The sequence below is a fragment of the Leptospira ryugenii genome, assembly GCF_003114855.1.
Lineage (GTDB): Bacteria > Spirochaetota > Leptospiria > Leptospirales > Leptospiraceae > Leptospira_A > Leptospira_A ryugenii.
The window spans coordinates 383,611-397,346 of record NZ_BFBB01000002.1; the positions used below are offsets into that span (position 1 = coordinate 383,611).

Below are 13,736 nucleotides of genomic sequence, written 5' to 3' on the forward strand. Positions count from 1 at the left end.
TTTTCTCGTTAGATCAAATCTTTTTCAATGCCTCTTCTAAGTCGAGTAGAATGTCATCAATATGTTCTAGGCCAACAGAGAGTCGAACAAAGCCAGGGCTCACACCAGCAGAAGACTGTTCTTCTGGAGTTAATTGTTGGTGAGTTGTACTAGCTGGGTGGATGGCCAGTGATTTCGCATCACCAATGTTAGCTAACAAACTGAACAATTCTAAACTATCTATGAATTTTTTCGCAGAAGGAACTCCACCTTTGATTTCAAATCCAACTATGGCTCCAAAGAGTCCTCTTGTGTGGTATTTGGAAGCGGTCGCAAAGTTCTTATCTGTCTTAAGTCCTGGATAGTTTACCCATTCTACTTTTGGGTGTTTGCTCAAAAATTCTGCAACTTTTAGAGCATTGCTAGAGTGTTTTTCCATCCTAAGCGGAAGTGTTTCAATACCTTGCAAAATTTGCCATGCATTGAAAGGAGAGATTGCTGGTCCGAGGTCACGTAGTCCCTGCACCCGAGCTTTTAAAATGAAGGCAATGTTTACTCCGCCAAAGGGTTCAAATTTTCCAAAGACATCCCAAAATTTTAAGCCATGGTAAGAAGGATCCGGATCAGTATAGTTCTTAAACTTTCCATTCCCCCAGTTGAAGTTTCCTCCATCCACTATGATACCGCCAATCGAGGTTCCGTGGCCACCCAAAAATTTGGTGAGGGAGTGTACGACAATATTAGCACCATGTTGGATTGGGTTTACCAAATAAGGAGAGGGCATAGTGTTATCGATGACGAGTGGCACTCCAACTTCATTGGCAACTTTAGCTACCGCAGAAATATCTAGAGTATCCAACTTGGGGTTTCCGAGCGTTTCGGCAAAAAAAGCTCTTGTTTTATCATTTGCTGCTTTTCTAAAATTTTCCGGATTGGACTGGTCCACGAAATGAACTTTAATTCCAAGTTTGGGAAATGTATAATGGAGAAGGTTGTAGGTTCCTCCATAGAGTGAGGAAGATGCAACGATCTCCTGTCCTGTTTCCACAATGTTTAAAAGGGCAAGGGTTTCGGCTGATTGGCCGGAAGCGGTCGCGAGGGCTGCCACGCCACCTTCTAATGCCGCAACTCGTTTCTCCAAGACATCTGTCGTTGGGTTCATGAGTCTTGTGTAGATATTTCCAAATTCCTGTAGCCCAAATAAACGTGCTGCATGGTCTGTGTCTTTGAACACATAGGATGTCGTTTGGTATATAGGCAAGGCACGAGAGGTCGTGGTAGGATCAGGCTCCTGTCCTCCGTGTAAGGCGATGGTTTCAGGTCGATACGATCTTGGCATGGGATTCTCCTCAGAGAGTTTCGTTTTCCCCATGAAAATCGAATACTACTTAAATGTAAAGAAAAATTCTGCTAAATTAAACTTATTGTTTGTTTTATTGGATGTGGTGGTGATGCTTAAAATTCTTATTTCCAGTCACATTTCGATCGATATTATAGGATAGCTCAATGAAGACTCGGTATTTCCTATTGACTTGTGTTTGTTATGGTCTGGCCACCGTCTCTCTCTCAGCCCAGGTATGGGCGCCTACTGGAACGGAAACACGAAGACCCTCCGCCCTGCAATTTGATGCGGGTACTAGCCAATTCAGAGGGGATTATTATGTCTATCTTTCGCCGAACTTTACCTATAACCATGGGAGCCAATTTGGTTATTCCTTTTCCTTGCCCCTAAATTTTCTTTCGGTGGACCGAGCGCCCAAACTGTCGGGACAGAGCACAGGGGAGTTAAGACAAATTGACTACAATAGCAGGCAAGATTATCTACGGACATTGAATTACATTTCCTATGGGACTTACAACCAGCAAGTGCCTGGAAAATTCACCTACTCTTTGTATGCTGGAAAAGTGATCGATGGATACGTAGGACATGGCACTATCTTAAATAAATACCAATCGTCCTCCAGGTTTGATGCTTATAATCCAAGTGTGTTAGCTGATGCTAATTCTGATTACGGAGGTGTGCAATACTTCTCCAATTCAGTCGCCAGTTTCAATGTGAATGTGGTGCGCGTTTACGTTAAGCCCTTAGCAATAGGGCGCAAAGTGATGTCTTTTTTCCAAGACCAGTCTGGATCCGTATATTTTTTGAATATACGAGGAAAGGTCATTGATGATGCCGGAAGGAAAAGTGTCGAGGAAGAGATATCTTCCGAAGATACCGTGGCAAAGCAAAAAAAGGAAAAGGAGATTCGTCCCATACAAAAAGACTCAAGGGTGGAAATTGCGGAGAATGATCCTTGGTACAATCGTTTGACTTTAGGCTATACATCAGCTTGGGACCGAGGGGCACCCGTTACACTCTCCTATAGCTCGAATGGTGCTCCCTTATTAGAAAAAACTTCAGACCAACCCACAATCTCTACAAGTAAAACTGTGCGCGTTGAAGGTTTTGATGCCGAATACCGACTACTGAATCTAAGTTTTTTAGAATTCACACCTTATTTTGACTTCAACCGAATCAAGACATTAGACAATTCCACGGGAACACATTATGGAGCTAGCCTCAGGATCGGGAACAAAGATTTAAATGTGATCTTAAAACCGGAGCTACGCCAAATGACAGGCAATTACATTCCAATGTACTTTGATAGCTTTTACGAAATCGAAAGATTCCAATCATTCCCTGCAGTCGCTCCAATGCGTACAAAATTTGAAAACTTAGAAACGCAAGGAAATGGAACTATAAAAGGTTATTTGCATACGATCTATTTGAATTTTTACCATCTAGGCTTTGAATTTGCGGTAGAGGACTACGGTGGTAAAGAAAAGAAACGGGTGTTTGCTGCTGCCTATATTCCGATTGGTTCTTCTTTTCAAGTCTCTTTTTTCTTCACGAAAAAAGGTTACGGTGGGCAAAGTAATCTTTTTGAGGTGGACGAAAATAGCCAAGGAGCAGCAGAGATTTCGAAATCATTTGGGCCTTTGATGTTTCGAGTGCAGAACTACAGACGATTTGTCTTAGATGTCGCGGAGAAGACTTTTGTCTCCACCGATGAAGTCCGTTTTTTGGTTTCAGGTGGCATGAGTTTTTAGCCAAACGTCTGTTTGGTACAATGCTGCAAGATAGGCATCCTCTGTGCGCAAACTCAGATCACTCAATCGGACAATCTTTGCTCCCAAGCTTTGGTAATATCGAAGGTCATTTTCTAAAAAACCGGATTCAGGACCAAAAATATGTTCTATGGAATTAGATGCTAAATAAACATCTCTGAGGTCGGAAAAGGCCTCTCCCTCAGGATGGAAAACAAAAATTGTCCTTTGATCTTCAGTCTTTGGTTTCCAATGTCTCTCTTTCGAATAGTGGATCTCTGCTTGGAAGATATTTCCCGTTTGTGACATTCCCTTTGCATAATCCTCGTATTCTTTTCCTCTATACAAAGGAGAGGTGAGATACTCCTGGTTTCTCGTTTCGGGAAGAAAGAATTGGAGGGTTCCGATTCCAAAACAGCCAGACAGATAGAAAATCTTTTTCCCTGTTTGTGGTCTGGGTAAAGCAAATGAAAAACTATGCTCTTTACGGATTGGCTTCTGAGAATCTATAGATATAATTTGCAGTGAGGTTTCGTTACTTGTTTGGTGAACAATTCTACAAATACCTCTCCACACATTAGTAAGTAAGGCCCGAACTGTATCATTCGTTTTTTTTTGCAGAATGGTTTGTATGTGTCTGTGCCTATCTCCTTGGATTGTATAAATGCCGTTTTCAAATGGATCCTCTGCTCGGATGACGATCCAGTTCATATCTCTAATACTGGTTCATCACTTTGGATCTCTGGACTGGGGTTTCTGGGCTCTTGGCTAGTCGGTTCAGAAGGTTCCTTCGGGAGTGGTTTATTTGTGTCGAGGGAAGGGGACCTAAAATAAAATACAATGTACAAAAACAAGATACCATACAAAAGAATCGCGGCAATCTGTTTGGGTTCTTTCCAGAAGGGTGTTGCCGAGGTTTGTTTCTTCGGAATTTTTGATTTTAAGAAATCAATCGGTGCGTAGAGAAGGTCCGAGAGGAGATGTAAATACTCTTGTTTACTCGGTTGGAACGAAAAACTTTTAGATGGAGTCTCAAGTTCTATCTTAAAATCTTTATCCGTTTCAGAGTTGAATTGAAAGCTATGGTAGCAGACAGGGCATCTAACAATGACGGTTCCCATACTCTTCGGGAACCGTAACATCGTAGAACAATTCGGACAGTGTTTTAGTAAATTCAAACCATTCGTAGGCTTTGAGCTCTTAGTATTTCAAAGAGCTTTTCAATGCCTCAACATTTTTCTTATAATGTTTATTGGAATCGCGGTCATTGTAATCAAAAATCTTAGTGAAAAGCTTATCAAAATAATCTAAGTTTTTGAAATAAAATGATTTTTTGAATCGATTTCGGATTGGGTTTGTTTTTGTGTTTTCCACATTTGCAAGGATGTACTTTCCTACCCCTTTTTCAGAAGGAGTTTCTGGTGTACCCCAAAGAGGGAAACCATCGTGTTGGTAAAATAGTTCGATTTTATCGTTATGAGCAGGCGTTCCGTTCGGAGCAGTGTCTGCAATCACAGATATGATCTTGTCTTCTATTTGGAAATTGTTTTGGTATACATACGTCCTAACCTTGGTTAGGTTTCTGGGTTGTTCCTTTCTGGGATCTGGGTCTGCGTTGTTGGAGCCTTCAAAAAACAATTCAAGAGTTTTTGATTTAGCACCTAAATTGTAGGCGGATTTTCCATCATCAGAACCAACAAAATCAAACACCTCGAGGTGAAGGCAGGTGTTGTCCTTTGCTTCTTGGTTGGCCGCAGCCTCGCACTTTTCCCCGTCTTGGCTTGGTTTGCCTTTGTAGAGTACGGTTCTATGTGGCAAGGTGCGCACTTTCATTTTAAAGAGGACAGTATGTCGAGTGAGCTTTTTATTCACTTCGGAGATATTTCCATCTAGTTCGGCCTCGGTATCAGCAATTGCTTTCCCTTCCTGGGTAGCGTCAATGCCAGCCTGTGAACTGCTTTGCTCTGTTTGTGCAGACAAACCGAAAGCAAGGAATATGATAGGAACAAATTTTAAAAGTTTCATGTCCGCGTTCATCCTAAAACGGTTAAATTGAGGATACCTCCGAACGGCAGTCTACCGTAAAGTATTATCCTACAAACTGTATCGGATTTTCCGAGCCTAGGGTTGACCCAAATATTCCAATTTTCTCAAGTGTGGTGAAAATCTGTCAGGCAAGACCGGTACAAATCGAAAGGAGGCGCCTCGATGCCCTTTCCTTCCCGAATTTGTTTGGTGATCCACGTTCTTTCGACAAAATCGCAGAAATCCTTCAAATTTCTCCCGGAAGCTCCTTCCAGTGACACGGATAATACGGCTCTTTCTTGGTCCGTCAATTGTTTAGCATAATTTGCGAGGATTTTTGTTCTTTCCTCCTGTTTTGGTAAGGGGAAGTAAATCTTTCTGTCAAAGCGAGAGACAAGAGCAGGGTCTAGGTCTTTTTTTCGGTTTGTGGCACCAATGGTGATCAAATTCCCTGTTTTCGCAAATCCATCTAATTTTCGAAGGAGTACACTCAGTAAATTTCGGGTAGCTTCAAAGAGCCCGTCCTCTCGTGAAGTTGCCAGGGAGTCTATTTCATCTAAAAACAAAAAAGACCTTGGGAATAGGGCAGTCGCGTCAAAGATCATGGCAAGATTTTGTGAAGATTCTCCATAGTATTTACTTAAGATGGACTCGATGGGAACATAGACCAAAGGGATCTTTGCCATATAGGATGCTACTTTGGCCATACTTGTTTTTCCCACCCCGGGTTCCCCTTCGAATAGAACTGCCCTCGGGAGGATGGAGGAGGCTTGGACCCGCGTCAATTTTGTAATCTCTTGGAAAGGTTTGGGGTGGAGAGTCGGCATCACCAAACTTTCTAAGATCTGGTCTTTCACCTCTTGGTAACCAGCAATTTGGGAGAAACTGTATTCCGCGACATCACTTGCTAGAGGATCATAGACTTCCACACCCAGCTTTTGTAGGATCTCTTTGGGTTCTTGGGTCTTCTTTTCGGCACCAGAAAAATGTTGGGAAAGCGCAATGCAGGCCTGTATCTCCCTTTGGGAAAAATCACCCCGTTTGGATGCTTCCCATTTTAAGGAGGGTCCTCCGAACGAAAAACGAAATCGGATTCTTTGGCTTAGGTTTTTATCTACTTCGAACAGATTGTCAGGCAAGGCTTGTAGGCTCAAATAATTGCTTTCAAAATTATAGATGCGGTAGTTTTCAATGAAGTTGCGTAGGACTCCCAAAGCATCGAAAAGGGCCACCTTTCCAGGATCGGGAAGATGCATACGAAAGATGGTCTCTTCTTTCTCTGTTAAAAATTCGAAGGCCTGTTTGGGGAGTTCATGCAACAAAAGTTCCCGGGCCCGAAAGAAGTCCAAGGGACTGCTCTGAGTAGACATAAGTGACAAATTCCATACCCAGAATTTTTTTTTCAAGGAAGGAATTTTTATTTCTCCGACAGTGAATAGAGAGAGGATGCAGCATGGGTGAAGGTTCATTATCACAAGAAGATATTGATGCTCTATTAGGTGGATTTGGCGGGGGAAGTGGGACAGGGAGTTCCTCTTCCGGAGCGAGTAGCCCTGCGCCTTCCGGTGGAGCCCTAGATGATTTGGATGCCCTAGTAGGAGCCGGCCCTGGGATTTCCGATGATGGTGGACCCAGTTTTGCAGACATCGCTGCTGCTTTAGGACCTAGTTCCACTCCAAGCCCTCAGAAAAGTAGCCAAAAAGCGCAGAGTGCTGGGGGAGGCGGAAACACCGCCAATTTAAATCTCCTTTTAGATGTCACCCTCCAACTCACCATAGAATTAGGTAGGACTTCTATGTACATCAAAGATGTTCTCATGCTGACAGAAGGAACCGTAGTGGAACTCGACAAAAACATTGGAGAGGAATTGGATATCCTCGCGAATGGAAAGCTTGTAGGACGAGGAAAGCTAATCGTTTTGGATGATTATTATGGGGTTCAAATCACTCAGATTGTGAATCCTATGGATCGATTAGGTGGAGCGGCCTTTCTCTAGGAAAACACTTGCCTTTATCCGCTCGTTTGAAAGTCTCACCGCATGCTGCAAAGATTTCTTTTACTTTCGATTTTACTATTCATGACTGCATGTTCCAAAAATGACAAACCACTCCCTTTTGGTTCCGAAATGCGTATGATGCCAGTGGATACAGCCAACCAAGGTAGAAATGATACCGTAGGATACTACATTCCCGAAAAAGGAAATTATCGTATCCTCTACATCGAAATCGATAAAGACGATAATGGCTCCTCTGATGAATTCATCTGGCAGGGACTTTCCTCTGTACAGCAGGAAGCGAATCCTAACGTAAAATCTATGGTGAAGGTTCATGAGGAAGTGGATGAGAACAATGACGGGAAGATCGACTTAATTAGGTGGCTACTCCCGAATGAGCTTATCGGTATTGCACAAAAAGATTCCAACCACGATTCCTATTTTGAAACGACTATGTTTTATAATTTAAAAAAACAAATTGTCCGTAAGGAAATAGACGCCGAACGCAAAGGTTTTCCGACTATATTCATTTTTCCTGATCGAGCTGAAATTGACTCAAATTATGACCGTATACCAGACCTTGTGGTTTTCGGAACTTCGGATTTAGAATTAGAAGCTAAAGCAACAGGAAAAAAAGATACAAAGCCCCTTGCCAAGTCGGAATCACGGGTTTTAAACCAAAAATTATTGCCAGCTGAAATAAGACCGATCATAGGAAGTGGCCTAATCGATTGAAAGGAGCCCTCATGAAACAATTGTTTCATGAGGAAGTTTCGTTTTAAGTTTTTGCTTTTTTTCCTTCCGTAAGATTTGCAATCAAATTCGGAAGGTTCATCACATCTGCAGGGATGAGAATTTCCGTATTCTCTTTAGCCACATGCAAGAAACTCTGAATGAATGACTTAGTGATTTGGAGTTTGATTGCTGCCGAACCAGTTTGGTCAGAGATTGCATTTGCGATGGATTCAATTCCTTTTGCAGTCGCAGCAGCCAAAGCTTCAATTTCATTTGCTTTTCCTTCCGCTGAGTTGATACGTCTTTGTTTTTCCCCTTCAGACCGGTTGATAGCTTCCTCTTTTAAACCTAAAGATCGATTGATGCGGGAATCCCTTTCTCCTTCTGAAAGTAGAATCTGCGAACGCTTCACAATCTGAGCCTTTTTTTCTTTTTCCATTGCTTCCAAGACAGATTTGGGAGGCACTATGTTTAGAATTTCATAGCGATTCACTTTTATGCCCCAAGGCTCAGAAGCTTGGTCCAATGCTGCTACAATTGTACTATTGATCAGATCTTTTTCACCGATGGTTTTATCTAATTCCATTGTTCCAATTACGGAACGCATGGTAGTTTGTGCCAACAGGATGGAGGCAAATTTATAATCTTGGATCCCATAAGAGGCACGAACAGGATCAATTACTTTTAAATACAGAACTCCATCAACCTTCACCTGAACATTGTCATGCGTAATGCAAATTTGAGGTTCTACATCTATAGCCTGTTCCTTTAGTGTATGGAAGTAGGCATCTCGGTCAACAAATGGAAGGATAATATGGAATCCCGCCCGTAAAGTTTGGCTGTATTTACCTAGCCTCTCCACGATGAGTACATCTTGTGCGGATATGATCCGTATGCATCTAAATATTTTGTAGGCAAGGTAAATGGTGACAAGCGCCCAAAAGGCAATGACATGATAACTCATATTAGTTCTCTCCTGCTTGTGGGATTTTTGTAGTTATGCGAGACAGTCCTTCAAATACTCCGCCTATGTTAGCTAAGTTTTCTGGGACAACTGTCGTTTTGGAATTTTTTAAGATAGAACCCAGTGCATCCAGATATTCTTGTGTGATCTGAAGGCTTACAGCTTCCTTTCCCCCTTTTTTGGAAATGGCTTCTGAGACCATTTGTAGGCCTTTCGCAGTTGCCGTCGCGATCAATTCAATCTCCTTTGCCCGGCCCGTTGCTTCATTGACAAGTCGGATCTTTTCACCTTCCGAGATATTGATTGATTCTTGCATCTCTCCCATTGATTTGTTGACGAGAGATTCTTTTTCTCCTTGGGAGATGGTAATTTCAGCTCGTCTTTCTCTTTCCGATTTCATTTGGTCTTCCATCGCTAATAGGATTTGTTTGGGAGGAGTGATGTTTCTCAGTTCATAACGAGTGACTTTTATCCCCCAAGCATCTGTGGCTCTATCGATATTGGATACCACATTGCCATTGATTTCATCCCTTTCTGAGAGAAGATTATCGAAGAGCAATTTTCCGATTTCGGAACGTAGAGTCGTTTGTGCTAGTTGGGAGGTAGCTAACATAAAATTATCGATTCCATACGATGCTTTTTCGCTATCCATTACCTTAAGGTACAAGACACCATCCACTTCTACAGAAACGTTATCGCGTGTGATGCAGATCTGCGGGTCAATGTCTATGGTTTGTTCTTTCAAATCCTGTCGATAGCGAATCTGGTCTATAAACGGAATCAAAAAATAAAAACCTGGTTTGAGAATGCCTTGGAAGACACCCAGTCTTTCTTTAACAAACTCTTGTTGCTCAGGTACGATGATGATTGTTTTTCGTATGATGTAAACCACCAACACGAATAATACGATGGCTATGTTTTCCATGTATCGTATCCACTCCTTTTTGTGAATGTAGAGGCAAAGCGTATCCTAGATACCCGGAAGAAAAAAGGAATTTTTTACCTCTTGGATTTTTTTATGCCACAGGCTCTGTTGGTTCAACGAAGAAGGTGAGGTTGTCTCGTCTGGTGATCCGAACCAGACTGCCTTTGGGGATTCTCTTCCCTTGCGTTGTGGCATCCCAAATTGTCCCTTGGAAGCGGACCTTTCCACCGAGCTGTCCTACAAGTATGTCCTGCTCCACCTTAACAATTTGGTTCAGGTAATCTTCTTTCACAAAGGGATCCACTGTCTTTTCCGATCGAAAGAGCTTTCGGACAAAATGGCCTCCGATGAGAAGGGAACCCAAAGTAGAGACCATCCAAACAATGGCCTGTTGGCTAAAACTGAGAGGGAACCAAAGGTGGACTAGGCCAGTCACAAGAGAGCCAAAACCCAAAAACATAATAAAGGTACCAGGGAAGACAAATTCCAAAGCGATGAAAATCACTGCGGAAATGATCCAAAGTGTAGATGATTCTGTAATCAGATCCAAGAGTCCCTCCGAGGATTGAGACTGGCCTGGCTTTTCAAAAGGCGCAAGAAAATAATACTTTGAAATGCATCCATAGGCCGAATTCTAGGAGGAAAAAATGAAACTAACCCTTGCCATCGTAGGATTTCTTTTGTTTGCCATCCAGTGGATCCCTGTTGACCGAAGCCAAAGACCAGAACCTGCGCCTCTCGAGGCCGAACCAGAGATCAAGTCCATCCTAGAACGGAGCTGTTTTGATTGCCATTCGAATCGTAGCCAATGGCCATTCTATTCGTATATTTCTCCCATTTCATTATTTGTTGAGCGGCATATCCAAGAAGGAAGAGAAGAATTGAATTTTTCAGAATGGGAGTCGCTATCCTTGAAGAAAAAGGCTACCTATGCAGGCAGTATAAGAGAAAGTATCGAAGAGGGGGAAATGCCTCTCTTCTCCTACACCATTCTCCATAGAAATGCTATTCTAAGTGAAACTGACCGTAAGACCCTCATCCAGTGGACGGAAAGAATCGAAAATGAATACGACAAGGAATCAGAATGAAATCTAAAAAACTTTGGGGAGGTCGTTTTGAAGAAGCTCCTTCTTCGATAATGGTGCGCATGGGGGAGTCCATTTCCTATGATAAAACTTTGTTTGCACAAGACGTACGCGGTTCCATTGCGCATGCCCGGATGTTACAAAAGATAGGTATTCTTTCGAAAGTAGAACTCAAAAAAATGGAATTAGGTCTCTTACAAGTTTTAAAAGAGATCAAAGCGAATCAATTTGAATTTAAAATTGAAAATGAAGACATTCATATGTCGATTGAATCTCGTTTAACGGAGATTATTGGGGATTTAGGAAAAAAGTTACACACGGGAAGGTCTCGGAATGACCAGGTCTCACAAGATGTACGACTCTATTTGAAAGATGAGATTATCTTGATCTTAGAATCGTTCCTTAGTCTTTTGGCTGTTTGGATCCGAAAGGCAGAATCGTCCATCGATATTATCTTTCCTGGCTATACCCATTTGCAAATTGCACAGCCTATACGGGCTTCTCATTATTTCTTATCACATTTTTGGGCCAATGTCCGCGACTTTGAAGAATTTCTGGCTAGTTTCGATAGAGCAGATGAGCTTGTCTTAGGATCGGGCGCCTTGGCGGGTGTGAACTACCCAACAGACCGTGTGTTTTTACAGAAAGAGCTCCGGTTATCGGCAATCAATGAAAATTCGATCGATGGCGTATCCCAAAGAGATCACATTTTAAAATTTTTATTTTCCGTTTCTCAGTTTTCTTTACATGCATCCCGTTTTGCAGAGGAAGTGATTCTATTTTCTTCTTTAGAATTTTCTTATTTTCGTTTGCCTGACTCACTCACAACTGGTTCCTCAATTATGCCACAGAAAAAAAATCCAGATATTGCGGAATTGATCCGTGGAAAAGCAGGAAGGGTCATAGGGGGACTCAACCATTTGATGGTGATGATCAAGGGTACTCCCTTTGCCTACAACCGAGATTTCCAAGAAGATAAAATTCCATTATTTGATGCCGTAAACCAAGTAAAACTGGTGTTAGAAGGTGTGAGAGAGATGGTAAGAGAACTAAAAATCTTAGAAAAAAACACGGAAAAGAGTCTGAAGCAAGGTTTTGCAACAGCAACCGATTTGGCAGATTGGTTAGTAAAACGAAAAGGTTTACCATTTCGTAGTTCACACGAAATTGTGGGCGAACTCGTGAAGCGTTGCACGGAAAAGCATTGGACTCTCGATACAATTCCCAAGGAAGAAAGGAAAAAAATACATGAAGCACTCGTAGACCCAGAATACGAAGAAGCCATTTCTCTAGAGACTTCTTGTGAAAAGAAAGATGTTAGAGGTGGGACTGCCAGAAGACGGCAGATAGAACAAATCTCTAAAGCTAAGCAGAAATTAAATGATTTAACCAAACAATACATACAAAGAAAAGGAAAGCTCAAATGATCAATACGATACGAACTATATTATTTTTAGGATTCCTAGTTGCCCTAGGCTTTACAGCATGTTCCAATCAAAAATTTAAGAAACTCACGTATGAACCTGTTTCGTATGGAAAAATAAATGTAGTCGTTCGCAAGTTGGAAACAAGCTATGCCAAATTGCCCGAAAAACCAGCCATATACGCCATTATCAATACAAACGTGGGGGATTTGGTCTTGGAATTGTACCATGAGGCCGCTCCCAAAACGGTGCAAAATTTTATTGATTTAGCTCAAGGTGAAAAAGAGTTTCGAACGGAAAAAGGTACCGAAAAACGGCCGTTTTACGATGGATTGAAATTCCACAGAGTCATCAAAGATTTTATGGCACAAGGTGGTTGCCCGAGGGGAGATGGAACAGGTGGTCCTGGCTATCAGTTTGAAGATGAAATCAATGGTAAGGCCTTGGGGCTAGGTGCAGTCAAAGTAAAGGAGGCTCCTCAATACCAGACACAACTCCAAAGGTTAATCTTTACCGAGTTTAACATCCAAACCAAACAAGATTTAGATGCAAAGGGTGCAGAGGTTGAAGAGGCATACGTGCAGGCATTGGAACTACCGGTTTTGGAAGTTTTGCATAGGGTTGGTTACCGATTTAATGAAGTTTTACCGAGTAAACCTCCTGTAAGAGGCTCTCTTGCGATGGCAAATGCTGGTCCAAATACAAATGGTTCACAATTTTTTATTAACCAAGTAGATACTCCGCATCTAACTGGGATTCATACTGTATTTGGTCAGCTGGTAAGTGGCTGGGATGTACTAGATAGAATCATAGAGAAAGGGAATTTACAGACTACCATCAAACATATCAGTATCATTGATAAACGAATATGAATTATTTAGAAGGAATTGAAATCATCCAAAAATATACGGCTGGTTCCTCAGTGGAACCTGTATTACAGTTCGTAAGTTCAGTTCCTTATGATGGCGATGGCTTCGCTCGTGCCTTGGATGAGATCGGAGGTATCAACCGATACCCAGATACATTTGTTGGACTACTTTCTTTTTTGAGCTTTTTGTTAGCTGAAAAAAAAATCGTAAGCGATCTATATGAAAGCGCATTGGAACGCTATGACAGGCTCAACCAGCATACAAGCAAACGAAAACCTACAGAAGAAGAGGCGAAAATCAAACGCACCTTGACGGACTTTATCTTAAAAGTAGAAAAAGTCTTTGAAGTCCAAGACCTAACAGATGAAAGTTTAGTCAAAGAACTCAATCGATTTGTCTCTGAATCCAATCTCTATGGAATCACTGAGAACGAGGTCAAAAACTTAAAACTATCTACAAAAACAGTAGCCCTCGTCGAATCCCATTTGGACAAACTCCGAGAGTCCTACTACCAATACAAAAAGCTAAGGTCCATCATGGAGCGTCTGATTCGTATTGCCGATTATATCTTAGAAGATGCTGAGCGTATGCGCACATAATTTTTTATGTCTTAAAAAAAGAATTTTGTTTTTACACTTTTTGCCGAC

The 13,736-nt window shown here is 41.8% G+C and carries 15 protein-coding genes; 7 read left to right on the top strand and 8 right to left on the bottom strand.

The features are described 5' to 3' along the window. Positions 1–13: 13 nt before the first annotated feature. Positions 14–1,318 (bottom strand): O-acetylhomoserine aminocarboxypropyltransferase/cysteine synthase family protein, encoded by a 1,305-nt coding sequence (locus DI060_RS02550; RefSeq protein ID WP_108973373.1) that lies wholly within the window; start codon positions 1,316–1,318, stop codon positions 14–16. A gap of 167 nt (positions 1,319–1,485) precedes the next feature. On the opposite strand from DI060_RS02550, the gene DI060_RS02555 reads away from it, so the two are divergent. Continuing rightward, the gene (locus tag DI060_RS02555) at positions 1,486–3,072 is read left to right on the top strand and encodes a hypothetical protein (protein WP_108973375.1); all 1,587 of its coding nucleotides are present in this window, start codon (positions 1,486–1,488) and stop codon (positions 3,070–3,072) included. Here the strand turns inward: DI060_RS02555 and DI060_RS02560 are convergent. The 4 genes from DI060_RS02560 to DI060_RS02575 all read right to left on the bottom strand — a co-directional run bounded on the left by DI060_RS02560 (position 3,052) and on the right by DI060_RS02575 (position 6,464). After that, the gene (locus DI060_RS02560; protein ID WP_108973377.1) at positions 3,052–3,780 is read right to left on the bottom strand and encodes an RsmE family RNA methyltransferase; all 729 of its coding nucleotides are present in this window, start codon (positions 3,778–3,780) and stop codon (positions 3,052–3,054) included. The genes DI060_RS02555 and DI060_RS02560 overlap by 21 nt on opposite strands. Beyond that, positions 3,777–4,190 (bottom strand): hypothetical protein, encoded by a 414-nt coding sequence (locus tag DI060_RS02565; protein WP_108973379.1) that lies wholly within the window; start codon positions 4,188–4,190, stop codon positions 3,777–3,779. The genes DI060_RS02560 and DI060_RS02565 overlap by 4 nt, the downstream gene beginning before the upstream one ends. 79 nt (positions 4,191–4,269) lie before the next feature. Continuing rightward, positions 4,270–5,094, bottom strand: coding sequence for a flagellar-coiling protein FcpB (gene fcpB / locus DI060_RS02570; RefSeq protein WP_108974009.1), 825 nt, complete (start codon positions 5,092–5,094; stop codon positions 4,270–4,272). A gap of 125 nt (positions 5,095–5,219) precedes the next feature. Continuing rightward, positions 5,220–6,464, bottom strand: coding sequence for an AAA family ATPase (locus tag DI060_RS02575; RefSeq protein WP_108973382.1), 1,245 nt, complete (start codon positions 6,462–6,464; stop codon positions 5,220–5,222). Between the two features lie 83 nt (positions 6,465–6,547). Here DI060_RS02575 and fliN point away from each other — a divergent pair, with 83 nt between their 5' ends. Then, on the top strand, positions 6,548–7,090 hold the full coding sequence (gene fliN / locus DI060_RS02580) for a flagellar motor switch protein FliN (protein ID WP_108973384.1): 543 nt from the start codon (positions 6,548–6,550) through the stop codon (positions 7,088–7,090). Positions 7,091–7,132: 42 nt separating this feature from the next. Then, positions 7,133–7,822 (top strand): Lsa25.6 family adhesin, encoded by a 690-nt coding sequence (gene lsa25.6, locus DI060_RS02585; protein ID WP_108973386.1) that lies wholly within the window; start codon positions 7,133–7,135, stop codon positions 7,820–7,822. A gap of 43 nt (positions 7,823–7,865) precedes the next feature. Here the strand turns inward: lsa25.6 and DI060_RS02590 are convergent, their stop codons facing one another. From DI060_RS02590 to DI060_RS02600, 3 genes are all read right to left on the bottom strand, one after another. Continuing rightward, positions 7,866–8,786 (bottom strand): SPFH domain-containing protein, encoded by a 921-nt coding sequence (locus DI060_RS02590; protein WP_108973388.1) that lies wholly within the window; start codon positions 8,784–8,786, stop codon positions 7,866–7,868. A 1-nt stretch (position 8,787) separates the two neighbouring features. Next, complete coding sequence (locus DI060_RS02595) at positions 8,788–9,711, bottom strand: SPFH domain-containing protein (RefSeq protein WP_108973391.1); 924 nt, start codon at positions 9,709–9,711, stop codon at positions 8,788–8,790. A 91-nt stretch (positions 9,712–9,802) separates the two neighbouring features. Then, positions 9,803–10,261: an NfeD family protein gene (locus DI060_RS02600; RefSeq protein ID WP_108973393.1), complete on the bottom strand. Its 459-nt coding sequence runs from the start codon at positions 10,259–10,261 to the stop codon at positions 9,803–9,805. Positions 10,262–10,358: 97 nt separating this feature from the next. On the opposite strand from DI060_RS02600, the gene DI060_RS02605 reads away from it, so the two are divergent. Genes DI060_RS02605 through DI060_RS02620 form a run of 4 tightly spaced genes read left to right on the top strand, consistent with a single transcriptional unit; the run spans position 10,359 to position 13,688 of the window. Further along, positions 10,359–10,799 carry a heme-binding domain-containing protein gene (locus DI060_RS02605; protein WP_108973395.1) on the top strand — a complete coding sequence of 147 codons (441 nt, stop codon included), beginning with the start codon at positions 10,359–10,361 and terminating at the stop codon, positions 10,797–10,799. After that, positions 10,796–12,223 carry an argininosuccinate lyase gene (gene argH, locus DI060_RS02610; protein ID WP_108973397.1) on the top strand — a complete coding sequence of 476 codons (1,428 nt, stop codon included), beginning with the start codon at positions 10,796–10,798 and terminating at the stop codon, positions 12,221–12,223. Before DI060_RS02605 ends, argH begins: the two co-directional genes overlap by 4 nt. Further along, positions 12,220–13,092: a peptidylprolyl isomerase gene (locus tag DI060_RS02615; protein WP_108973399.1), complete on the top strand. Its 873-nt coding sequence runs from the start codon at positions 12,220–12,222 to the stop codon at positions 13,090–13,092. Before argH ends, DI060_RS02615 begins: the two co-directional genes overlap by 4 nt. Next, a complete protein-coding gene (locus DI060_RS02620; RefSeq protein ID WP_108973401.1) occupies positions 13,089–13,688 on the top strand; it encodes a hypothetical protein in 600 nt (199 codons plus the stop codon). The genes DI060_RS02615 and DI060_RS02620 overlap by 4 nt, the downstream gene beginning before the upstream one ends. Positions 13,689–13,736 lie beyond the last annotated feature (48 nt).

What these genes read in the sequence shown, in the direction of transcription:
- DI060_RS02615 (WP_108973399.1), top strand. Translation starts at nt 12,220, where the DNA reads ATGATCAATACGATACGAACTATATTATTTTTAGGATTCCTAGTTGCC.
- DI060_RS02560 (WP_108973377.1), bottom strand. Translation starts at nt 3,780, where the DNA reads ATGAACTGGATCGTCATCCGAGCAGAGGATCCATTTGAAAACGGCATT.
- DI060_RS02620 (WP_108973401.1), top strand. Translation starts at nt 13,089, where the DNA reads ATGAATTATTTAGAAGGAATTGAAATCATCCAAAAATATACGGCTGGT.
- DI060_RS02550 (WP_108973373.1), bottom strand. Translation starts at nt 1,318, where the DNA reads ATGCCAAGATCGTATCGACCTGAAACCATCGCCTTACACGGAGGACAG.
- DI060_RS02595 (WP_108973391.1), bottom strand. Translation starts at nt 9,711, where the DNA reads ATGGAAAACATAGCCATCGTATTATTCGTGTTGGTGGTTTACATCATA.
- lsa25.6 (WP_108973386.1), top strand. Translation starts at nt 7,133, where the DNA reads ATGCTGCAAAGATTTCTTTTACTTTCGATTTTACTATTCATGACTGCA.
- DI060_RS02590 (WP_108973388.1), bottom strand. Translation starts at nt 8,786, where the DNA reads ATGAGTTATCATGTCATTGCCTTTTGGGCGCTTGTCACCATTTACCTT.
- DI060_RS02605 (WP_108973395.1), top strand. Translation starts at nt 10,359, where the DNA reads ATGAAACTAACCCTTGCCATCGTAGGATTTCTTTTGTTTGCCATCCAG.
- fliN (WP_108973384.1), top strand. Translation starts at nt 6,548, where the DNA reads ATGGGTGAAGGTTCATTATCACAAGAAGATATTGATGCTCTATTAGGT.
- DI060_RS02565 (WP_108973379.1), bottom strand. Translation starts at nt 4,190, where the DNA reads ATGGGAACCGTCATTGTTAGATGCCCTGTCTGCTACCATAGCTTTCAA.
- DI060_RS02575 (WP_108973382.1), bottom strand. Translation starts at nt 6,464, where the DNA reads ATGTCTACTCAGAGCAGTCCCTTGGACTTCTTTCGGGCCCGGGAACTT.
- argH (WP_108973397.1), top strand. Translation starts at nt 10,796, where the DNA reads ATGAAATCTAAAAAACTTTGGGGAGGTCGTTTTGAAGAAGCTCCTTCT.
- fcpB (WP_108974009.1), bottom strand. Translation starts at nt 5,094, where the DNA reads ATGAAACTTTTAAAATTTGTTCCTATCATATTCCTTGCTTTCGGTTTG.
- DI060_RS02555 (WP_108973375.1), top strand. Translation starts at nt 1,486, where the DNA reads ATGAAGACTCGGTATTTCCTATTGACTTGTGTTTGTTATGGTCTGGCC.